23 protein-coding genes and 1 riboswitch are annotated in these 20,931 nt (G+C 68.5%); of the genes, 9 read left to right on the top strand and 14 right to left on the bottom strand.

Going from position 1 to position 20,931, the window contains the following annotated elements:
* Positions 1-3: 3 nt before the first annotated feature.
* From LCL61_RS26035 to LCL61_RS26045, 3 genes are read right to left on the bottom strand one after another with little or no spacing between them, the layout of a single operon-like run.
* A complete protein-coding gene (locus tag LCL61_RS26035; protein WP_340682145.1) occupies positions 4-1,347 on the bottom strand; it encodes a hypothetical protein in 1,344 nt (447 codons plus the stop codon).
* Positions 1,344-1,970 (bottom strand): DUF3558 domain-containing protein, encoded by a 627-nt coding sequence (locus LCL61_RS26040; protein ID WP_340682146.1) that lies wholly within the window; start codon positions 1,968-1,970, stop codon positions 1,344-1,346. The genes LCL61_RS26035 and LCL61_RS26040 overlap by 4 nt, the downstream gene beginning before the upstream one ends.
* 2 nt (positions 1,971-1,972) lie before the next feature.
* On the bottom strand, positions 1,973-2,371 hold the full coding sequence (locus LCL61_RS26045; RefSeq protein ID WP_340682147.1) for a hypothetical protein: 399 nt from the start codon (positions 2,369-2,371) through the stop codon (positions 1,973-1,975).
* A 202-nt stretch (positions 2,372-2,573) separates the two neighbouring features.
* Here LCL61_RS26045 and LCL61_RS26050 point away from each other — a divergent pair, with 202 nt between their 5' ends.
* The 5 genes from LCL61_RS26050 to LCL61_RS26070 all read left to right on the top strand — a co-directional run bounded on the left by LCL61_RS26050 (position 2,574) and on the right by LCL61_RS26070 (position 7,403).
* Positions 2,574-3,170 (top strand): TetR/AcrR family transcriptional regulator, encoded by a 597-nt coding sequence (locus tag LCL61_RS26050; protein ID WP_125678272.1) that lies wholly within the window; start codon positions 2,574-2,576, stop codon positions 3,168-3,170.
* A 158-nt stretch (positions 3,171-3,328) separates the two neighbouring features.
* The gene (locus tag LCL61_RS26055) at positions 3,329-4,675 is read left to right on the top strand and encodes a hemolysin family protein (RefSeq protein ID WP_340682148.1); all 1,347 of its coding nucleotides are present in this window, start codon (positions 3,329-3,331) and stop codon (positions 4,673-4,675) included.
* Positions 4,672-5,715: a hemolysin family protein gene (locus tag LCL61_RS26060; protein ID WP_340682149.1), complete on the top strand. Its 1,044-nt coding sequence runs from the start codon at positions 4,672-4,674 to the stop codon at positions 5,713-5,715. The genes LCL61_RS26055 and LCL61_RS26060 overlap by 4 nt, the downstream gene beginning before the upstream one ends.
* Positions 5,712-6,623 carry a 3-methyladenine DNA glycosylase gene (locus LCL61_RS26065; protein WP_340682150.1) on the top strand — a complete coding sequence of 304 codons (912 nt, stop codon included), beginning with the start codon at positions 5,712-5,714 and terminating at the stop codon, positions 6,621-6,623. The genes LCL61_RS26060 and LCL61_RS26065 overlap by 4 nt, the downstream gene beginning before the upstream one ends.
* 93 nt (positions 6,624-6,716) lie before the next feature.
* The gene (locus tag LCL61_RS26070) at positions 6,717-7,403 is read left to right on the top strand and encodes a hypothetical protein (protein ID WP_340682151.1); all 687 of its coding nucleotides are present in this window, start codon (positions 6,717-6,719) and stop codon (positions 7,401-7,403) included.
* Positions 7,404-7,458: 55 nt separating this feature from the next.
* Here LCL61_RS26070 and LCL61_RS26075 read toward each other — a convergent pair whose 3' ends face one another.
* Both LCL61_RS26075 and LCL61_RS26080 read right to left on the bottom strand, forming a co-directional pair.
* On the bottom strand, positions 7,459-8,283 hold the full coding sequence (locus LCL61_RS26075; RefSeq protein WP_340682152.1) for an aldo/keto reductase: 825 nt from the start codon (positions 8,281-8,283) through the stop codon (positions 7,459-7,461).
* Between the two features lie 48 nt (positions 8,284-8,331).
* On the bottom strand, positions 8,332-9,159 hold the full coding sequence (locus LCL61_RS26080; protein ID WP_340682153.1) for a helix-turn-helix transcriptional regulator: 828 nt from the start codon (positions 9,157-9,159) through the stop codon (positions 8,332-8,334).
* 114 nt (positions 9,160-9,273) lie between these two features.
* On the opposite strand from LCL61_RS26080, the gene LCL61_RS26085 reads away from it, so the two are divergent.
* Complete coding sequence (locus LCL61_RS26085; RefSeq protein WP_340682154.1) at positions 9,274-9,636, top strand: nuclear transport factor 2 family protein; 363 nt, start codon at positions 9,274-9,276, stop codon at positions 9,634-9,636.
* A 128-nt stretch (positions 9,637-9,764) separates the two neighbouring features.
* Here the strand turns inward: LCL61_RS26085 and gcvP are convergent, their stop codons facing one another.
* Together gcvP and LCL61_RS26095 are read right to left on the bottom strand one after the other, a co-directional pair.
* The gene (gene gcvP, locus LCL61_RS26090; RefSeq protein ID WP_340682155.1) at positions 9,765-12,644 is read right to left on the bottom strand and encodes an aminomethyl-transferring glycine dehydrogenase; all 2,880 of its coding nucleotides are present in this window, start codon (positions 12,642-12,644) and stop codon (positions 9,765-9,767) included.
* A 170-nt stretch (positions 12,645-12,814) separates the two neighbouring features.
* Positions 12,815-12,916, bottom strand: a riboswitch (glycine riboswitch).
* Between the two features lie 46 nt (positions 12,917-12,962).
* The gene (locus LCL61_RS26095; protein WP_340682156.1) at positions 12,963-13,544 is read right to left on the bottom strand and encodes a MerR family transcriptional regulator; all 582 of its coding nucleotides are present in this window, start codon (positions 13,542-13,544) and stop codon (positions 12,963-12,965) included.
* A gap of 298 nt (positions 13,545-13,842) precedes the next feature.
* Between LCL61_RS26095 and LCL61_RS26100 the strand changes: the two genes are divergently transcribed.
* Positions 13,843-14,457 (top strand): TetR/AcrR family transcriptional regulator, encoded by a 615-nt coding sequence (locus LCL61_RS26100; RefSeq protein ID WP_340682157.1) that lies wholly within the window; start codon positions 13,843-13,845, stop codon positions 14,455-14,457.
* Positions 14,458-14,814: 357 nt separating this feature from the next.
* Here the strand turns inward: LCL61_RS26100 and LCL61_RS26105 are convergent, their stop codons facing one another.
* The 7 genes from LCL61_RS26105 to LCL61_RS26135 form a co-directional block, all read right to left on the bottom strand.
* The gene (locus tag LCL61_RS26105; protein WP_005150031.1) at positions 14,815-15,288 is read right to left on the bottom strand and encodes a bifunctional nuclease family protein; all 474 of its coding nucleotides are present in this window, start codon (positions 15,286-15,288) and stop codon (positions 14,815-14,817) included.
* 219 nt (positions 15,289-15,507) lie between these two features.
* Positions 15,508-16,269: a MerR family transcriptional regulator gene (locus LCL61_RS26110; RefSeq protein WP_340682158.1), complete on the bottom strand. Its 762-nt coding sequence runs from the start codon at positions 16,267-16,269 to the stop codon at positions 15,508-15,510.
* Entirely contained in the window at positions 16,266-16,733 is a 468-nt protein-coding gene (gene garA / locus LCL61_RS26115; protein ID WP_005150023.1) for a glycogen accumulation regulator GarA, read from the bottom strand. Before garA ends, LCL61_RS26110 begins: the two co-directional genes overlap by 4 nt.
* A gap of 125 nt (positions 16,734-16,858) precedes the next feature.
* Positions 16,859-17,242, bottom strand: coding sequence for a glycine cleavage system protein GcvH (gene gcvH, locus LCL61_RS26120; RefSeq protein ID WP_005150021.1), 384 nt, complete (start codon positions 17,240-17,242; stop codon positions 16,859-16,861).
* Positions 17,243-17,305: 63 nt separating this feature from the next.
* Positions 17,306-17,941: a CDP-alcohol phosphatidyltransferase family protein gene (locus LCL61_RS26125; RefSeq protein WP_425341935.1), complete on the bottom strand. Its 636-nt coding sequence runs from the start codon at positions 17,939-17,941 to the stop codon at positions 17,306-17,308.
* 37 nt (positions 17,942-17,978) lie between these two features.
* Positions 17,979-18,212, bottom strand: a complete 234-nt coding sequence (locus LCL61_RS26130) for a hypothetical protein (RefSeq protein ID WP_340682159.1) — start codon at positions 18,210-18,212, stop codon at positions 17,979-17,981.
* Between the two features lie 237 nt (positions 18,213-18,449).
* The gene (locus LCL61_RS26135) at positions 18,450-18,986 is read right to left on the bottom strand and encodes a hypothetical protein (RefSeq protein ID WP_340682160.1); all 537 of its coding nucleotides are present in this window, start codon (positions 18,984-18,986) and stop codon (positions 18,450-18,452) included.
* Positions 18,987-19,052: 66 nt separating this feature from the next.
* On the opposite strand from LCL61_RS26135, the gene LCL61_RS26140 reads away from it, so the two are divergent.
* Both LCL61_RS26140 and LCL61_RS26145 read left to right on the top strand, forming a co-directional pair.
* Positions 19,053-19,439: a hypothetical protein gene (locus tag LCL61_RS26140; RefSeq protein WP_340682161.1), complete on the top strand. Its 387-nt coding sequence runs from the start codon at positions 19,053-19,055 to the stop codon at positions 19,437-19,439.
* A gap of 523 nt (positions 19,440-19,962) precedes the next feature.
* Positions 19,963-20,931, top strand: coding sequence for an adenylate cyclase (locus LCL61_RS26145; RefSeq protein WP_340682162.1), 969 nt, complete (start codon positions 19,963-19,965; stop codon positions 20,929-20,931).

Below are 20,931 nucleotides of genomic sequence, written 5' to 3' on the forward strand. Positions count from 1 at the left end.
CCGTTACTCGCCGATGACCGGCGGGCTGGTCCGCTGGTCGGTGCCGAAGATCGCGTCGGGGTCGGCCTCGATCAGGTAGTCGGGACGCTGGTGCTCGTCGTCCTCGTCACCATCGGCACGCCTGCCGCCTGCCCCCATCGGGCCCATCGCTCCGGCGCCACCACGGCCGGCACCACCACGCCCACCGGCCAGGTCTCCGCCACCCAGGCCGCCGAGCCCGCCCATGCCGGACCCCCTGCCCGCGCCCAGACCGCCGGAACCCGGCCCACCGGGACCGCCCGCGCGGCCACCGGCGCCGCCCTCGCCACCGAGAAGCCTGCCCGCCGCGCTGTTGGGTCCGGGAACGTTGCGTCCGCTGGTGCCGCCGGGCGGGTTCTGGCCCGGGCCACCGCCGGGGTTGTAGCTCTGACCCGGCCCGTTCGGGAGGCCGATGACGTTGTCCGAGTCACCCGGTCCGCGTCCGGGCGTCCTGCCCGGGATCTCGGTCGTCGGTCCCGGCTTGCCCTTGCCGCCGCCGGTCGGACGCGTGGTGTCGTCGTCGCCGGTACCCGGCGGCTTCCGCGTCGGCGTCGTGATGTTGCCGTCAGGCCTGTCCCTCGGAGGCACCGGACGGTCCTCGTTGGTGCCCGGCCTGTTCTGGTTCTGGTCGCCGCCCGGCCTGTTCTGGTTCTGGTTGGTGCCGTTGTCGTCCGTGCCGCTGGTGTCGGTGCCGTCGTTGTCGTCACCGCTGCCGTTCCTCCCGGGCTTCACCGGGGGGTACGGCGGAATCACGACCGGGGGCGTACCGCCGGGGGTCTTGACGCTGACGTTCGCGCCGTCGTTCTTCAGTACGCCGTAATCGGTCGGCAGGCTGGAGCTGGTGCTGCTGGTGACCGAGTCGTACTGGTCCATCACGCGGACGTTGTTCTGGTTCGCCGCCTCGTGCTTCGCGACGCCCTCTTGGTAGTTCTTGATGTCGTTGTTGACCATGAACGGCCCGGCGATCGGGATCGCGCCCTTCAGGCCGGTGGTCCAGGGGTTGGGCTTGTCCGGCTTGGGCGGCACGGGCACGACCGACGACCCGGAGTCGTCGAAGCTGTCGGCCTGCATGGTGACCGAGGCCTTCGTGGTGAACAGCGGGTCCGCGGTCTCCTTGAAGGCCTGTTCGAGCGGGCCCGCACCGGCGTTGGCCGCGTCCGCGGCGGACCCGGTCCAGGAGGACGTCATCCGCGACTGCAGGGACTTGATGCCCATGCCGCGCTCGACATAAGCGTCCGAGAGTTCGGCGATACGATCGGCCGCCGAACGCAGGTTGCGGGTGTCGCCTTGAGTGAAGTTCTCGTAGATCTGCTTGCCGTCCACCCTCATGCCCCCTTGAGTGTCTTGATCACGGCCGACGCGAGTTTCTGCGCGGTCCCACACGAATCCTGTTCGTTGTCGTAGCCCTTGGCGAGGGTGCTGATCGCCAGATCGTCGGCGACGCCGACCGCGAGGTCGCAATTGCCACCGGCTCGCCTGTCCTGGATTCCGTAATAAGCGGTCGGATAGCCGTCGACCTCGGGTCCGGGCTCGAGGAACCTCAGTTGCCCGGCTTCCTTGGCCTTGTGCAGGCCGGCCAGACCACCCATCCCCTTTTCGCGGTTTCCGCTGCCGAGGATGATCAGCAGGCTGTCGGCCTTGCCGCGGATCCCCCAGCTGCAACTGGGGTTGCTGGTCTCGTTCCCCGGTTCGCCGGGCTGCGTGAACCCCAGTTCCGCGGCGGCAGCGGCCGGAAGCAGTTTGCACGCGTCACCGACGTACGCCGAGGCGTCGAGCGGATTCGCCACCTTCGGGACGTTCGGGTCCTGCGGTGCGGCCGACGACTCCGGTGACGAAGCCGTCCCGGTGCTGGGCGACGGTGTCCCGGGGTTCTCTCCCGAGCAGCCCGCGACCGCGACGGAAACGAGCACGAGCGCCGCCGCGGCGACGCGATTCCTCAACACGTTCGGCATCCTCAGGTCGTGCGCAGGGTGTTGGCCTGGTCGGTCGCCATGGTCTTCGTGCGGGCGATCTCCAGCTTCTCGATGTAGCCCTCGATGTACGCCCGCATCGAGTCGTTCTGCTTCTGCAGGGAGAGCAAGGAGTCGATACCGGAGTTCACATAGCTGGCGCTGGCCTCGTCCTGGCCCGGCGGCATCAGGTCGGCGAGAATCTCATCGATCTTGTCGCCGTCTTTTACGACCTTCTTCAGCTCGTCTTCCCAGAGCCCGATGACGGTCTTCAGCTCCTCGGGGCTCATCTCGAATCCGCCGCCACCGCCGCCGCCACCGCCGTAAACGGTCGGCTCCTTCGGCGTGGTCAGGTCACCCCAGACGGCCTTGATCGCGCTCGCGGCGTCGTCGATGATGTTCACGCCCGCACCTTCCCCTCAGCATTCACGCACCGTGACGGACAAAGCGTAGCCAAGCGGCGGACGGCGTGTCAGCCGATCCGGCCGAGTAGTCCGACGTGTCGCGAAGCCATCCGGTTCCCCGACCGGCGGAACATCCCGCGAACTGGTCACAGTACGTACGTACGGATTGCATTGACCGGGTTCCCGGTGACAGGATTCCAGAATGCCACGGGTCAGCCAGGATCACCTCGACGCACGCCGGCGCCAGATCCTCGACGGCTCACGCGTGTGCTTCGCACGCTATGGCTACGAGGGTGCCACCGTCCGGCGCCTGGAAGAAGCCACCGGCCTTTCCCGTGGTGCGATCTTCCACCATTTCCGGGACAAGGAGTCCCTCTTCCTGGCCTTGGCCGAGGACGACGCGGTGCGCATGGCCGACATCGTCGCCGAGCAGGGTCTCGTCCAGGTGATGCGCGAGCTGCTGACGAACCGCAGCGAGCACCCCGCCGACTGGCTCGGCACGCGGCTGGAGGTCTCCCGGCGGCTGCGCACCGATCCCGAGTTCCGCGCCCGTTGGGCCGAGCGGTCCCACCAGCTGACCGCCGCGACCCGCCGCCGCCTGCTCCGTCAGCGCGACGCCGGGATCCTGCGTGACGACGTCGACGTCGACGTCCTGACCGCGTACCTCGAGCTCGTTCTCGAAGGTCTCGTCTCCCATCTCGCGATGGGCCAGCCGGGTGACGATCTCGGCCCCGTGCTCGACCTGGTCGAGGAGAGCGTGCGGCGGCACCGGGCCCACGCGGCCGGGGGAACGCGTTAAGATTGTCCCATCGTCGCAGTACAGCGGCGGTGTCTGTTGGTTTCCGATCGAGGAGTGACTCTTTTCGTGCGCGACGCGCAGTCACCTGGTGACAGTATCGAGCCGGGTGGCACACCCGGCTGTTCCGTGGCTCTTCCCGCCGACCCCGCCGGCAGGGAATGATGGAAGTCCTGCTCGCCGTTCTCGGCATTCTCCTGTTCCTCCTGCTGACCGTCGGCACCGGCCTCGCCGTCGCCGCCGAGTTCTCCCTCACCGCGCTCGAGCGCAGCACGGTCGACGCGAACGTCCGCCAGGTCGGCGACAAGCGCGCACACACCGTGCAGAAGGCGCACCGCACGCTCTCGTTCCAGCTCTCCGGCGCGCAGGTGGCGATCACCATCACCACCCTGATCACCGGTTACCTCGCGGAGCCGGTGATCGGTGACCTGCTCCACCCGCTGTTCACCGCCGTCGGGTTCTCCGAAGGCGTGGCGAACGGGGTGTCGCTCGCGGTCGCGCTGATCCTGGCCACGTCGCTGTCGATGATCCTCGGCGAAATGATGCCGAAGAACCTCGCGATCGCCCGGCCGCTGCAGACCGCGCGCGCCGTCGCGGGGTACCACTCGCGGTTCTCGTCGCTGTTCCGCTGGCTCATCACCTTGATGAACAACAGTGCCAACTTCCTCGTCCGCAAGTTCGGCGTCGAGCCGCAGGAAGAACTGCGGTCGGCCCGGTCGCCGCAGGAACTCGGCTCGATCGTGCGGTCCAGCGCGGAAAGCGGCACGCTCGACACGTCGACGGCCGAGCTGCTGGACAAATCGCTGCGCTTCGGCGAGCGGACGGCCGACGAGCTGATGACGCCCCGTGTCCAGCTGGAATCGCTGACCGTGGACGACACCATCTCCGACCTCATCGAGATCTCGCGCCGCACCGGCTTTTCGCGCTTCCCGGTCTACACCGAGGATCTCGACGACGTGCAGGGCGCGGTGCACATCAAGCAGGCGTTCACCGTCCCGGCCACCCAGCGCGCCACGGTACGGATCGGTTCGGTCATGCGGCCGATCCCGACGGTGCCCGAATCCCTGCCGGGCGACTCGCTGCTCAACCGGCTGCGTGATTCCCGGTTCCAGCTCGCGATCGTCGTCGACGAGTACGGCGGCACCGCGGGACTGGTGACCCTGGAGGACGTGGTCGAGGAGATCATCGGCGACGTCCGCGACGAACACGACGAGCGGGAAGCGCCGTCCTCCCAGCAGGTCGGCGCCGACAACTGGCTCGTGTCCGGGCAGCTTCGCGCCGACGAGGTCACCGACGAGACCGGATTCCGGATGCCCGACGGCGACTACGAGACCATCGCCGGGCTGATCCTCGAGCGCCTCGGCCGGATCCCCTCCCCCGGCGACGCCACCGATCTCGACGCCTGGCGGCTCACGGTGACCAGGATGGACCGTCTGCGCATCGCCGAGGTCGAAGTCCGGCGGATCAGCGAGACCGCCACGTCCGCCGAGCAGGAGCCCGCCCGATGAGCGACTGGTTCAACATCTTCCTCGTCGTGGTCCTGCTGCTGGCCAACGCGTTCTTCGTCGGCGCCGAGTTCGCGCTCATCTCGTCGCGGCGCGACCGGCTGGAAGCCTTGCTGGAGCAGGGAAAGACCCGCGCCAGGATCGTCATCAACGCGAGCAGGAACGTCTCGCTGATGCTGGCGGGCGCGCAGCTCGGCATCACCATCTGCTCGTTGCTGCTGGGACGGCTCGGCGAGCCCGCCGTCGCGCACCGGCTGGCCGGTTTCTTCGAGCTGTTCGGGATTCCCGAGGTCCTGCTGCACCCGATCTCGTTCGCGATCGCGCTGGCGTTCATCACCATCCTGCATGTCCTCATCGGCGAGATGGTGCCGAAGAACCTCGCGATCGCCGAGCCGGAGCGGCTGGCACTGTGGCTGGTGCCGGTGCACGTGGCGTGGGTGAAGCTCGCCAACCCGTTCATCTGGCTGCTGAACTTCGTGGCGAACTCCCTGCTTCGGGTGTTCAAGGTCGAACCGAAGGACGAACTCGAAACCGCCTACACCTCCGACGAGCTCGCGGAACTGCTCAGTGAGTCGCGGCGCGAGGGGCTGCTGGAGCACTCCGAACACCAGCGGCTGAGCAAGACGCTGTCCTCGGTGGAGAAGACGGTGGCCGACGTGCTGGTCCCGACCGCTCAGCTGACGACGCTGCCCTGCTCGCCCACGTTGGGCGACGTCGAGCGCGCGGTGTCCTCGACCGGGTTCTCCCGCTTCCCGGTGTGCACCGACGACGGGACACTGACCGGCTACATCCACGTCAAGGACATCCTCGACCTCGTGGGCGAGGACCCGACCACCGTGGTGCCGCCGGACAAGACGCGGGCGCTCACCGAACTGCACGCCGACGCCCGGCTCGATGAGGCGTTGTCGGCGATGCGCAAGGAAGGCAGTCACCTGGCGCGGGCGCTCAGCCCGGCCGGGGCCGCGGTCGGCGTCGTCGCACTGGAGGACCTCGTCGAGGAATACGTGGGAACTGTCCGCGACGGTACCCACGTCAGGTCATGACCGGCCCGATCGTCCTTCCCGAGCCCGTCTGGCGGGCTCGGGAAGACGAGCACGTCACGCGGATGCGGCGCTGGACGACACCGCACCAGCGGCGCCGCTCGCGGGGCGAGAAGCATCCGGTGCTCGACTTCCTCTTCACCTACTACTCGCACCGGCCCGGGCATCTCGAACGCTGGCAACCGGGCCCCGGGATCGTGCTCGAAGGCGCGTCCGCCCGGCAGTTCCTGGAGAGGAAGGGTTACATGGAGACGCCGGAGGGCGTCATGCTCGATCCGGCGGGCTTCACCGAGGGCCGCGCCAAGACCGCCGAATTCGTCCTCGGACTGCTTTCCGCGACCGCGTCCCGCTCTCCGAGACTCAGTTGTTTCGGCCTTCACGAATGGGCAATGGTTTACCGGGAATCGGCGAACGAGGTCCGTCATTCACAACTTCCGCTCCGGCTCGGTTCGGCCGGAACCGACGGCGTGGTCGAGTCGCTGGAGATACGGTGCGGGCATTACGACGCGTTCCGTTTCTTCACCGAGCCCGCCCGGCCCCGTAACACGCTGCGGCCGGCGCGGGAGAACCAGGCCGAGTTCGAGCAGCCGGGCTGCCTGCACGCCAACATGGACCTTTTCAAGTGGGCCTACAAACTCGATCCGTTCGTGCCCGCCGAGCTGGTCGGGGACTGCTTCGAGCTGGCGGCGGACATCCGGGAACTGGACATGCGGGCGAGCCCGTACGATCTGGCGGAGTTCGGGTACTCGCCCGTGCGGATCGAGAGCCCGGATGGTCGGGCCGAGTACGCCCGCGCGCAGGCCGCTTTCGCCCGCCGGGCGGCGCCGCTGCGTGAGCACCTGATAGCGCATTGCCAACGGCTCCTCGCCGAGTTAAAGAAGGCGCCCGCGACACGCGGCAAACAACTGTGAGTCGTCGCATTCCCCGTAACATCCTCCCCTGTTAGAGTGATAACGGTTTGATTGCATACGCAGCGCGAGCGCGCACGTTTCGAAAGGACAACGATGGGGCGACACAGCGTGGCCGAGGAGCCGGTGCCGCATCCCCTCGACCCGCCGAAGCGGCCTCAGGGTCGCGGTGAGGCGACCGGTTCACACCGGATCGTCGGGAAGAAGGCCCCGCGGCGCCGGATCGCCAAGTGGCCGATCGCTTGCCTGGTCCTCGTGGTCCTGGTCGCGATCGGCGTCTTCGGCTGGAACTGGGCCGACGGTGAGCTCAACACCCGCGCCGAAGCCCAGGCCAAGGCGTGCAGCGCCGGCGACACCCCGATGCGGATCATCGTCACCCCCAGCATCGAAAAGCCCGTGCGAGCGGCGGCCGAGCGGTGGAACAACGCCGCGACCGTGGTCCGCGACCACTGCGTGGTCATCCAGGTCGACGCGCTGTCCTCCGCTTCCGTGCTCGACGGCCTCGTCGGCCGGACGAACCTGGACTCGATCGGCGGCCTCCCCGCAGCCTGGATCCCAGAGTCCACCTACTGGGTGACCGAACTGAACACAGCCAAGCCCGAACTGGTCGGTTCACCCGCCCAGTCTGTCGCGACGGCGCGTTCGGCCGACTACCCGCTCGTCGGGCTCGCCGGCAAGAGCATCGACGAGGTCCAGATGCGCGCCTCGCAGACGTTCCGGCAGTACCTGCAGCAACCCGCCCAGCAGGCCGACTTCGCCGCCGCGGGTATCAAGGCCACCTGAGCCGCCTTTCCCGTACCTCGTGAGTGGTAAGGACGGCTAGAACCGTCCTTACCACTCACGAGCCGAAGGTATCCGGGTCCGGGCCGGTGCGCGTCCCGTCGTCGAACTCGGCGAGAGCCGCGAGATCGTCCTCGGCCAGTTCGAAGTCGAAGACGTCGAAGTTCTCGCGAATCCGGGACGGGGTCACGGATTTCGGGATGGCGACCGTGCCGAGCTGCAGATGCCAGCGCAGCACCAGTTGCGCGGGGCTCTTCCCGTATTTGGCGGCGAGGGCGGTCAGTGTCGGGTCCGAGAGCAGCGATCCCTGCGCGAGCGGGCTCCAGGCCTCGGTGACGATGCCGTGCTCGGCATGGAATTCCCGCAGCGCCTTCTGCTGGAGCCGCGGGTGCACCTCGACCTGGTTGACCGCGGGCACGATCCCGGTTTCGTCGAACAGCCGCCGCAGATGCGGGACGTGGAAGTTCGACACCCCGATGGCGCGCGCCCGGCCGTCCGCGTAGAGCTTTTCCAGCGCCCGCCAGGTTTCGACGTACTTCCCGCGGGCAGGCGTCGGCCAGTGGATCAGGTACAGGTCCACGCGGTCCAGGCCGAGTTCCGCGAGGCTCGCGTCGAACGCGCGGAGCGCCTCGTCGTAGCCGTGGCCCGGATTCGGCAGCTTCGTGGTGATGAACAGCTCTTCGCGGGGCACACCCGCCGAGCGGATCGCCTCGCCGACACCGGCTTCGTTCCGGTACGACGCGGCGGTGTCGATGCTGCGGTACCCGGCCTCGATGGCGGTCCGGACGACCTTGGCCGTGTCGCCCGCGGGTACCTGCCAGACGCCGAAACCGAGTTGGGGGATGGCTACCTCGTTGTTCAGGACGACGGAAGGCACGGCCATGGAAGAGGGATCCTCACTGGAGTCTGTGGCAGGACTTCTTGTCCCGCATCATTCAACCCCGCGCGCGACGTACGCGCGCAGATATTCCGCCGTGTCCGCGTCGGCCGGGAAGAAGGACTCGATCACCAGCTCGGCCACTGTGACGTCCAACGGCGTCCCGAAGGTGGAGACCGTGCTGAAGAACGTGAGTTCTGCGTCCTCGTGGCGCAGCTTCAACGGGACGAAGATGTCGCCCGGTCCGGGGACCTCCACCTCGGGGACGGGATCCGCGCACGGATAGGACAGCAGTTCCTCCAGGAGCTCGGTCAGCGCCGGGTCGGCCGTCTGGGTCACCTGCCGCCGCAGCCTGCCGAGCAGATGAGCGCGCCACTCCCCCAGGTTCAGCACGTGCGGCGCCATCCCCTCCGGATGCAGTGTCACCCGCAGGACGTTGACCGGAGGCGTCATCAAGGCGGGCGAGACCAGGCTGGTCATGATCGAGATGCTCGCGTTGGCATCGACCAGGTTCCACCAGCGGTCGGCGACGGCGGCCGGATACGGCTCGTGACTCGTCATCAGCTGACGGACCGCCTTGCGGACCGCCGCCATTTCCGGGGCGCCAAGACCGCTTTCGGCGTACGCGGGCGCGTAACCCGCCGCCAGCAGCAGCTGATTGCGTTCCCTCAAGGGCACCTCCAGGTGCTCGCCGAGCCTCAGCACCATCTCGCGACTGGGCTTGGACCGGCCCGTCTCCACGAAGCTCAGGTGCCGGGTGGAGATGTCCGCCGAGATGGCGAGATCCAGCTGGCTGATCCGGCGGCGGTCGCGCCATTCGCGGAGAAGTTCGCCGACGGGGCGGCCCGCACGGCTCGCGGTCACTGTGGTCGTCACGATCACGAACCTACGGCCACGCGCGCGGAGCCGCCATTACCTCCCGCGTAATCGACGGGCCCCACCTTCAGCCGACAGAGTTGCGACATCGGTTACCCCACAACAGAACGAGGAGACACCATGTCGGACATCCAGCGCGTCGCCGAGCAGTACATCGCCGTGTGGAACGAGACCGACGCGGACAAGCGCCGCGCGCTCATCGCCGAAGTGTTCACCGAGGACGCCGCCTACACCGACCCGCTCGGCGCGGTCACCGGCCACGACGGTGTCGACGGCTTCATCGCCGGCGCGCAAGCCCAGTTCGCGGGCCTGGAGTTCAGCCTGCCGTCGGCGCCCGACGCGCATCACGACATCGCGCGGTTCCAGTGGCACCTCGGCCCGGCGGACGCGGAAGAGCCGCTGGCGATCGGTTTCGACGTCATCACCGTCGAGGACGGGCGGATCAAGCAGGTGCTGGGTTTTCTCGACAAGATGCCCGGCTGAGCTGCAGCGTATGCCAGTGAACCCGCGACCGCGATCGACGTCGGCAGGGCGCTGCCCGGTCCTCCACGCCACGACGGCGAACAAGGCGCCCTGCCACCGCGATAGCGGGGCCTTCGGCCGGGGCGGGTTCAGGCGAAGGCCTCCGGTGGCGGGCAGGAGCAGACGAGGTTGCGGTCCCCCGCGGCCCCGTCGATCCGCCGCACCGGGGGCCAGATCTTCGACGCGGTGAACCCGGCCGGGAAGACCGCGATCTCCCTGCTGTACGGGCGATCCCACTCCCCAGCGAGGCAGCGCGCGGTGTGCGGGGCGTTGCGCAGCGGGCTTTCGGCCACCGGCCACTCCCCAGCGGCGACCTTCTCGATCTCGGCGCGGATCGCGATCATCGCGTCGCAGAACCGGTCGAGTTCGCCGAGATCCTCGCTCTCGGTGGGCTCGACCATGAGTGTCCCCGCGACCGGGAAGGACATCGTCGGCGCGTGGAGGCCATAGTCGGCCAGCCGTTTGGCGACGTCGTCGACCGTGACGCCGGTGCGTTTGGTGATCGCGCGGAGGTCGAGGATGCACTCGTGCGCCACGAGTCCCTCGTGCCCGGAGTACAGCACCGGATAATGCGCGGCGAGACGTTTCGCGACGTAGTTGGCGTTCGCGACCGCGGTCAGCGTCGCCCTCCGCAGGCCGTCGGCGCCCATCATCCTGACGTAGGCCCAGGAGATCGGCAGGATCGACGCGCTCCCCCACGGCGCGGCGCTGATCGGGCCCACGCCGGTGGCCGGGCCGGCGTCCGGTTGCAGTGGGTGGTTCGGCAGGTACGGCGCCAGGTGCGCGCGTACGCCGATCGGCCCGATGCCCGGCCCGCCGCCGCCGTGCGGGATGCAGAAGGTCTTGTGCAGGTTCAGATGGGAGACGTCGGCGCCGAACTTCCCGTACTGCGCCACCCCGATCAGCGCGTTCAGGTTCGCCCCGTCGACGTACACCTGACCGCCCGCGTTGTGCACCAGCGCGCAGACCTCACGGACGGTGCCCTCGTAGACGCCGTGCGTCGAGGGATAGGTGATCATGATCGCGGCGAGGTCGTCCGCGTGCTCGTCCACAGTCGACCTGAGGTGGCCGAGGTCGATGTTGCCCTCGTCGTCGCATTTCACCACGACCACGCGCATCCCCGCCATGACCGCGCTGGCGGCGTTCGTCCCGTGCGCGCTGGACGGGATCAGGCAGACGTCACGCGCCGCGTTCCCGCGCTCGCGGTGATAGGCGCGAATCGCCAGCAATCCGGCGAACTCGCCCTGGCTGCCGGCGTTCGGTTGCAGTGAGACCGCGTCGTAGCCGGTGATGCCGGCGAGCCACCGCTCCAGATCCTTCACGACGGTGAGCAGCCCGGCCGCGTCCTCGGCGGGCGCGAACGGGTGCAGGCCGGCGAACTCCGGCCAGGTGATCGGCTCCATTTCGGCCGTGGCGTTGAGTTTCATCGTGCAGGAGCCGAGCGGGATCATGCTCCGGTCGAGCGCGACGTCCTTGTCGGACAACGACCTCAGGTACCGGAGCAGCGCCGTCTCCGAGCGGTGTGCGTGGAAGACGGGATGCGTCAGATAGTCGCTGGTGCGGCGCAGATCCGGCGGGAAACCGTCCGCGGTGTCCGCGTCGAGCGAGTCCACATCGGACACCGCGACCCCGAACGCCTTCCACACCAGGGAAAGGTGCTCACGGGTCGTCGTCTCGTCGCAGGCGACGGCGACGTGGTCCGCGTCGACGAGCCGCAGGTTGACCCCGAGTTCCCGGGCGGTGCCGACGACCCCGGTCGCGCGGCCGGGGACGGCGACCATCACGGTGTCGAAGAACTCGCAGTGCACGACGTCGACACCGCTCTCGGCGAGTCCTGCCGCGAGCACGGTGGCCATCCGGTGCGCGCGGTTCGCGATGGCGCGCAGGCCTTCGGGACCGTGGTACACCGCGTACATCGACGCGATCACCGCCAGCAGCACCTGGGCGGTGCAGATGTTGCTCGTCGCCTTCTCGCGGCGGATGTGCTGCTCACGGGTCTGGAGCGCGAGCCGGTACGCCGGAGCGCCGTCTGCGTCCTTCGACACCCCGACCAGACGGCCGGGCAGCTGCCGTTCGAGACCCTGCCGGACCGCGAGGTACGCCGCGTGCGGCCCGCCGAAGCCCATCGGGACCCCGAACCGCTGCGTGGATCCGATCGCGACATCGGCGCCGAGCTCACCGGGCGACCGCAGCAGGGTCAGCGCCAGCGGATCCGCGGCCATCACCACCGCCACGCCCAGTGCCTTGGCCTCGCTGATCGTGTGGTCCCATTCGCGGACGACTCCCGACGCGCCCGGGTACGACAGCAGCACGCCGAAGAAGTCGCCGCCCAGGCCCAGTCCGGTGATGCCCTGGGACAGATCCGCGGTCACCAGCTCGATGCCGAGCGGTTCGGCTCGGGTGCGCAGGACCTCGATCGTCTGCGGAAGGGTGTCCTCGTCGACCACGAACCGGTTCGACTTCGCCTTCCCTGCCCGGCGAACCAGCGTCATCGCTTCCGCCGCGGCGGTCGCCTCGTCCAGCATGGAGGCGTTGGCGATCGGCAGGCCGGTCAGGTCGGACACCATGGTCTGGAAGTTCAGCAGCGCTTCGAGGCGACCTTGCGAGATCTCCGGCTGATACGGCGTGTACGCGGTATACCAGGCCGGGCTCTCCAGCACGTTCCGGCGGATCACCGGCGGGGTCACGGTGTCGTGGTAGCCGAGGCCGATCATCTGGACCATCGGCCGGTCGCGCGCGGCCAGCGCGCGGAGTTCGGCGAGCGCGCCGGTCTCGGTGGCGGGCGGCGGCAGATCCGGCGGTGTCGCGGACTCCCGCAGCGACGCGGGGACGGCCCGCTCGGCGAGCTCGTCCAGGGAAGCGACGCCGACGACGGCGAGGATGCGCGCGAGCTCCTCGGCGCCGGGACCGATGTGCCGGTCCGCGAAGGGGGTCCCGGATTCGAGAGCGGCCAGTGAAACGGGCTCCATCGGGGACCTCCCAAGACGCGGGGGTGGGGCCGGGACGATTGTCCTGGCCCTCCCCACTCTGTCCGTACCCCCGAGGGGGCGCCTGAGAGTTTCGCCCGAGTGTTGAGCCGGGCTTGCACCGTCGGCGGGGCCGCCAGGCTGTGACCTGGCGAACCACTTTCCAGAGGCGTCTCTTCCGCGCGGTCCAGGGTGCCTGAGAGGTTCCGGGGAGGACTTGCTCCTTCGGCGCCGAGCTCAACGGTTATCGGCTCGGTCTCTCCCGCGCGGATTCGTCGACCGCGGAAGTGAGCCTACCCTGCCGCCCGCGCGGCTTCATGATCAGCCGGTGCGACGTGCGTTACGGCGCTGCGTGAGCTCGTCCGGCCTGACCGTTTCGATCACGCCGCCGTCGGCTCGCTCGGCCGGGAACTCGTGGATGGTGCCGCTGATCTCCTGCATCGCGCCGCTGACCGCGATCCCGAAGACACCTTGCCCGCCCTGGAGTAAATCGACGATCTCTTCGGGCGAGGTGCACTCGTAGACGGTGGTGCCGTCGGAGAACAGGGTGACCTTGGCGAGGTCACGGACGCCGCGCAGACGCAGGTGGTCGACGGCGACGCGGATGTTCTGCAGGGAGACACCGGTGTCCAGCAGGCGCTTGACGACCTTCAGGACGAGGATGTCCTTGAACGAGTAGAGCCGCTGCGAACCGGAGCCGTGCGCCGTGCGGATGCTCGGCGCGACCAGCTTCGTGCGGGCCCAGTAGTCGAGCTGCCGGTAGGTGATCCCGGCGATCTGGCAGGCGGCGGGCCCGCGGTAGCCGACGAGTTCGTCCGGAAGGGAAGAGTCGGGGAACAGCTCGCCCTGCTCGCCGTCAGCGACCGGAACGAGCGGCTCTTGAGGGCTACCAGCCTCGACCACGCCATGCCTCCCCTCGCCCGACCTGGCGGCCGGCGAACAAAGCCGCGCGGACCCACGTGAGTCCGCACCGGAGTGAACCGTCAAGACGAATGCCCCAGACATCCGAATCACACCTTGGCGATTCACCTTCATTGACGGTAAGCGCGTCCGGCAAAGCGGTCAACGCGACGCGCGGTCCACCTCAAGCTCTTCTTGAGGCTTGCCGGGCGACCGTCCCCCGTTCGGCCGCACGCTTGCCACTTTTACTCAGTCGTGTTATTTTTTACTCATGCAAGTAAATCCCTCCACTCGGAGCGCCATGCAAGAGGTCCAGGCGGAGCTGGGGCTGTCGGTCACCGAGGCGGCCAGGCGGGCCCAGATCATCGGAGCCACGATCGCGACGATCTCCGACCTCGGCTACCACAAGACGTCGTTCGCGAAGATCAAGGAGCGAGCCGGGCTGTCCAGCACCCGGATCATCTCGTACCACTTCACCAACAAGGCAGGCCTGATGCAGGCCGTGGTCACCACCGCGACCGGGATGAAGGACAAGTTCCTCGAGGAGCGAATCCAGGGCACGACCGACCGGGCCGGGCTGCTGCGCGGCTACATCGAGTCGGAGATCGCGTTCCTGGGCTCGTACCCGGAACTGGTGCGGGTCATGGTCGAGATGGGCTCGAGCGGCTCGGACGCCGAGGGCTGGTTCATGTCGGCACCGCTGGTCGAGGAGTTCCGGACCGGCAGGCTCGAACGTCAGCTCCGGCAGGGGCAGCAGGAAGGCGCTTTCGGCGAGTTCGCGCCGGACGTGATGGCGCTGTCGATCGCGCAGGCCATCGACGGTGTCGCGGCGAAGTTCGCGGCGGATCCGAAACTGGACCTGGAGCGGTACGGGCGGGAACTGGCGGACCTGTTCGTCAAGGCGACCGCTGCCTGACCGGGTCGCGCGAGTCGCGAGTGCGAGGCGAAGGGCATCTTTCGGTCCGCCTGAGGTCGGCTCGCCCCGATCGGGAAAGTCCGTGACCGGACGTCGGCCCCAGGCGCACCAACAGTCACAGCAACCGCGCGTGAAGGCCGAGTTTTCTCGACTCAGCCGAGGAAACTCGGCCTTCACGTACTTGAGGCGCGGCCGGCCGTCGCGCACGCATTCAGAGGACTAAACGCACGCACGACGAAGGGGCGGCGCCGAGAAAGTTCNGAAGTACCGGCTGCTGGGCGTCTACCCCTTCACCCCCGACTTCACCCTCGGATGTGGTGCGGGCGCCGCCCCTTCGTGCGAAATCCCAGGATGCGATCAGGTGTCGGCGCCGCGGAAGTCCTCCGGCGAGACCGAGTCGAGGAACTCGCGGAACTTCTCGACCTCGTCCTCCTGCTCGTCGGGGATGATGAGGCCCGCTTCCTCCAGCACCGCGTCCACGGCGTGGATGGGCACTCCCACCCGCAGCGCCAGCGCCACCGAATCGCTCGGTCGCGCCGAAACCCGGATGTCCCCGTCGAAGACCAGTTCCGCGAAGAACGTGCCTTCCTTCAGATCGGTGATGACGACCTGTTCCAGCTCACGGCCCAACGCTCCGATGACCTCCTTCAGCAGGTCATGGGTGAGCGGACGGGCCGGGCGGACTCCCTGCTGCTCCAAGGCGATGGCGGTGGCCTCGACCGAGCCGATCCAGATCGGCAGGTAACGCTCGCCTTCGGTTTCCCGCAGCAACAAGATCGGCTGATTCGCGGGTAGCTCCACCCGCACGCCGACGACGCGCATCTCGCTCATCGGGCTTCGCCTCCCTCTCGTGCGCACGGGCTGCAACGCTTGTCTCGACGACCAAGCGACGGCAGTCCCGACGCTACCCGTCTTCCGAGCGCTGTGCTCGCTGTCTCCGACATTCTCGGTTCGCCCGTGGCAAACCCAACTCTCACGGTACGGCATAGGGTGCCGAACATTCAGGCATTGACAAGTGGCCGCACTACCGCTCCCGGCCCCCGAAGCCGTTCAACCGCCCGTGACAGCCCGTATTCCGGCCTTCACCAAGAGCGTGTGCAACGCCACGGTCAAGGCGGCCAGCTCCCGGACGACCTCGTCACCCCTCGCCTGGGCGTCCTCGTCACGATGCCGATACACCGGGGTCACGATCTGCTCCAGCAGGCCGACCTCGCGGTCGGCCGCGGCCCGGAAGGCACGCAGATGTCTCGGCTCTATACCGAATTCGGTCATCGCCTTCACGGTCTTCGCCACGAGCACCGCGTCCGGGTCGAAGAACCCCGCCGCGCCGGGGCGGACGAGACCGTATTGCCGCAGCTCAGCCAGGGTGGCGGCGTCGATGCCGGCCTGGCGGAGCAGATCTTCCTCGGTCAGCCTGATCTCGCGGTCGGTCTCGAAGTCCCCCGGGGACGGCAGTCCGCCGTTCTCCCCGGGGGCGTCGAGTGACACGAGTTTCCGCGGCAGCCGCGGCATCGCCGCCGAGGGCGCGGCGCCCTGATCCGCCGCGTCCAGCTGTTCCTTGATGACCTTCAGCGGGAGGTAGTGATCCCGCTGGGCGGACAGGACGAACCGCAACCGCTCCACGTCCGCCGGAGCGAACTGCCGGTACCCCGACGGGGTCCGGCCCGGCTGGACCAGACCCTCCGCCTCGAGGAACCGGATCTTGGAGATGGTGACATCGGGAAAGTCGCCGCGCAGCTGTGCCAGCACGGCTCCGATGCTCAACCCATCGCGCTGCGACGCGTCCCGATCAGGCCGCCCGGCCGCCGTCACCGTGCCCCCTGGCCCCCGTGACCCGGGCCGGTCAGGAAGACCAGACGGAACTTGCCGATCTGCACCTCGTCGCCACCGGCGAGGACGGCCTGGTCGACCGGCTCGCGGTTGACGTAGGTGCCGTTGAGGCTGCCGACGTCGATGACGACGAACTCGCCACCCTCACGGCGGAACTCGGCGTGCCGCCGGGAGACCGTGACGTCGTCGAGGAAGATGTCGCTGTCCGGGTGCCGTCCCGCGCTGGTGGTGTCGCGGTCCAGCAGGAAGCGCGAACCCGCGTTCGGGCCCCGCTTGACGACCAGCAGCGCGGAACCCGCGGGCAGCGCGTCCACACCCTGGACGGGGGCCTCGGCAGCCGGAGGAGCCTCAGTGCCTTCGACGTCGGCCAGGAAGTCGGCCCGGAAGACAGAAGTCCGCTCCGGAGACTGCTCCGGGGGAACGCCGGGCCCGTCGTTCGTGCTCACCTGAGCTCTCCTAACGCATGTGTGTTGCCACTACTCAAGAACGTGTGGAGGTCAAACGTACCGTGCCTGATCGAATCTCCGGCCCGCGGCTCCCCCTACTCTTCCCGAAGGGCCGCGGCCTGCGGCTATTCCTTGATCAGAGCCTGGTACGCCTCGGCCTCCAGCAGGGATTCCACCGAGCTCGCGTCGTCGAGCCGGAGCTCGATCAGCCAGCCCTCGCCGTAGGGGTCGCTGTTGATCAGCTCGGGCGACTCGGTCACCGCGTCGTTGACCGCGACCACCTCGCCGTCGAGCGGGGCGAACAGCTCCGAAACGCTCTTGGTCGACTCGACCTCGCCGAACGCGTCGCCCGAACCGACCTGCTTGCCGACCTCGGGCAGTTCGACGAACACCACGTCACCGAGCTGGTCCTGGGCGTACTCCGTGATGCCCACACGCACGAGCCCTCCATCGCGCACGGAGACCCACTCGTGTTCCTCGGTGTACCGCAGTTCTTCTGGAGTGGACAACGCCGCTCCCCTTTCTGATGCCCTCGCTCGAAACCGACGCGCGCAGTTTCGCATCCCACCGGGTCACGCGCCCGGCGCCTCCCGCAACTCGACGGGTCCGGCCGGTCGTAGCGCCCGTGCGGTCTGGACGACGTACAGCACGCCCGAATAGACGTACAGGACCGCACCCCACGCCGTGAAGGCGTAGCCGATCGGCCTGGCGATCGCGGCGATGTCGGAACCGCCCTGGGTGAGCAGCAGGAACGGGAAGGCGTACATCAGCACGAAAGTGGCGCCCTTGCCGATGTAGGTGACCTCCGGCGGGGCGAAGCCGCGGTGCCGGAGCAGCAACACACAGACGCCCAGTACGGCCTCGCGGACGACCAGCGGGACCACCAGCCACCACGGGATGATGTCGCGGATCAGGAAGGCGATGAGGGTCGCGAGGATGTAGAGCCGGTCGGCGGCGGGGTCGAGCAGCTGGCCGAGCCGCGACATCTGGTTGAGCCAGCGGGCGAGTTTGCCGTCGAGCCAGTCGGTGAGCGCGCTGAACACGAGCAGCGCGAGTGCCCAGCCGTCCTCCTTCGGGCCGAGGAGCAGCCACAGGAAGACCGGCACTCCGGCGAGCCGGAGGATCGAAAGCATGTTGGGAACGTTCAGGGCCTGCCGCAGCAGGGAAGGCTCTTCGCTGGTCACGCTCGGTTCGGGGGGCGTACTCACCCGCTCAGCCTAGCCAGCGGCGGCAGGTCCTCCCCCGTCAGCTGGCCCGGGTGTGGGTCCAGCCGCGGCGTTGCAGGTCCGCGCTGGTCAGCGCCACGGGCCTGCCTCGGTGGTCGGTGCCCATCCAGCGGTTGTGGCCGGCGGAGGTCTCGAGGACGTACGGGCGGCCACTACACCAGACGACGGTGCACGGCGCCGTCGGTGGCAGCTCCGCACTCGCCGGTGCGGCGGCCTGGGGTGACGCGGGGTCGGTCTGTTCGTCGGTCTTCATCACTCTCACGGTTTCGTGACGGGGACTGGGACACGCCGGAGCGCTACCTTTGTTTTCGGCAGATCGGGTCCGCGCGTTAACGGATCCGGCATGGATTCGTCCGATCGGTTCGCGACGACAGCAGGATGTTGTCGCGCTGTGAACGGCATATTAATAGTCCACAATGGACAGTCGATGGGCGGTCCTCGCGTACCGCGGCGGCGGGGTCGCGATAGCCTCCCGCGAATCGAACATGGCTCAATGCCACGGCATCGGGCCCGGCCGGGTCAGAATGAGCCGGCCACGACCGGCCGACGAAAGGATCGCCTTGCCCGTCTCGACCACCACGGGAACGTGGCGGCGCCTGTTCGCGGCCTGCGCCGTCACCGGAACGCTCGCCGCCTGTTCGGGCGAAGATCCGCCACCGCCTGTCACCTCGATGTCGGTCTCGCCGCCCTCACTCCCTTCGAGCGTTTCCCCAGTATCGGTGCCGCCGATCCCGTCGCAAACCGCGCCGAGTCCGTCCGTCGCCCCGACTTCCGCCCCCGAACCTGAACCCGCTGAACCGGTACAGGGTTCCTGCGGAACGGTGACCGCGGCGAGCGGGCTGACCTTGCAGGTACTCAACGGCCCCGGCGTCTCGTGCGCGGACGCGACCGGGATCGTCGGTTCGTTCCACCAGAGGATCGCCGGACGGCAGTCCGCGGGCTCGGACGAACCGGTCAGCGAGACCGTGGACGGCTGGCTGTGCGTCTCCGGCGCTCCCGCCGCGCAAGGCGGTACCAGTTGCAGCAAGGGCGAACAAAACGTGTTCGCCGCCGTCGTCCCCGTCGAATGAACCATCCTCGAGAAGAAGGGCCCATGAAGAGCCTCGCCGTGCTTCCCGCCGCGTTCGCCGTCGTCCTGCTGAGCGGTTGCGGTGCCGATCCCGCTCCCGCGGCCGCGCCGCCGCCCTCCCCCGCTCCCACCCCCACGGCCGACCAGGTCCTGGCCGGTACGCCGTGTGGCGAGGTCACCGGGTTCCAGGGCGCGAAGAACAAGGTCGTCGTCCGCGGGAAGACCGACTGTGCCGAAGCAACGCAGGTGCTCACGGACTACTTCGCCAAGCTGACGCCCGCTGAAGCAGCGTCGCCGCAGGGACCCGGGCCGGTGGTGTTCGGCGCCTGGACGTGCGGGAGCGGGCCGAACGATCCGGTGACCAGCTGTTCGACCGAGGATGAGCGGCAGATCGAAGCCACCCGCTCCTGAGCCTCAAGGCTCGCGAGCGACAAGGACGTACCCGCTGGGACTTCCCGGCTGTGGTTCAACCCCCAACTCGCCACGTACGTCCTCCTGCGGCAGGAGTCACGGCGGCCGCACGTGATGGACCCTTCCCTCGGCTCAGCCGAGGAAACTCGACCTTCACACCTTGCCCAGTACATGGCCGGTGCCGAGCCGTTCGAGTCTCGTGAGTGGCGATTCGGGTCAGCGTCTTGGGTACCTACTGGATTCGGCTGGGGCTGATCATGTGTCCGTGAAGGCCTCCTTGCCTACCCTGAAGGTAGTGAAGGAGGCCTTCACTACCTTCAGGGGCGCCGCTCTCGTCCCAGGTGCACCAGCGACCACAGCAGGCACAGCAGGCACAGCGGCCGCGCGTGAAGGNGGGCACGGGCGCCGGTACCGAGCCCACCGAACGCCTCGTGAGTGGCGATCCGGGTCAGAACCCGAATCGCCACTCGCGAGACCCGAACCATGCTTGCCAATCCAGGTAAGAGTCGTCTAGACTCAAACTATGCTCACCAGGGAAGACGCCGTGAAGGCGGTCGAGAACGCGGTCGACGCTGCCGCTCTGTTCGCCCGCCATCGCTACCGCGAACTGGCGGCCGTGCTCCACCCCGACCGCAACCCCGGCGACGCGCGCGCCCACCGGGCCGCCGCCACCCTCAACCGCCTTCACGACGATTGGAAACGCGCCAGGCGCCAGACGGTCACGACGGCGACCTCGACGTACACCCTCACCGCACCGCACGCGGTGGGCAGTGTCGCCACGACGTACCGGACCACCGGGCCACACCTGGTGAAACTCGTCCGCGACCCGGCGCTCAATCCGCTGATCCACGCCGAATGGGACGCGTTGCGGGCGCTAGACGGCTTCACCGAACGGCACCGGTGGCTGCGCCCCTACTACCCGCGGCTGCTGGACACTTCCGGTCCGGTGGCCAGAGGTGACCGCGCGTTCAGCGTCCTCGATCCGCTCGTCGACGGTTTCGCCACCCTCGCCGATATCGGAAAAGCCTTCCCCGGCGGGCTCGACGGCCGCGACTACGCGTGGATGCACCGCCGCCTCCTGCGTGCCGTGGCCGGCGCGCATCGGGCGGGTGTCGTCCACGGCCATCTCACCGCGGACAACGTGCTCGTCCATCCGGGACGGCACGGCATCGTCGTCGTCGGCTGGTCGTTCGCCGTCGAGGACGGTGTGCTCCCGCTCGCGGCGGACAACTCCATCGACTACCCACCGGAAGTCCACAAAGGACAACCGGTGACCACGGCGACCGACGTCCACATGCTCCACCGCATGATGCTGGAACTCCTGGCACCGGACGAAACCCGCCAACGCGAGTTCGCGACCTGGTGCACACAGGAATCCCCGGCACAACGACCCGACGCCGCCGATCTGCTCGACGAGTACGACGCGCTGCTCGACGACCTGTACGGCCCCCGCACCTTCCGACCCTTCACCATCCCCGAGACAGGAGCCTGA

This window comes from Amycolatopsis coloradensis, assembly GCF_037997115.1.
GTDB classification, from domain to species: domain Bacteria; phylum Actinomycetota; class Actinomycetes; order Mycobacteriales; family Pseudonocardiaceae; genus Amycolatopsis; species Amycolatopsis coloradensis_A.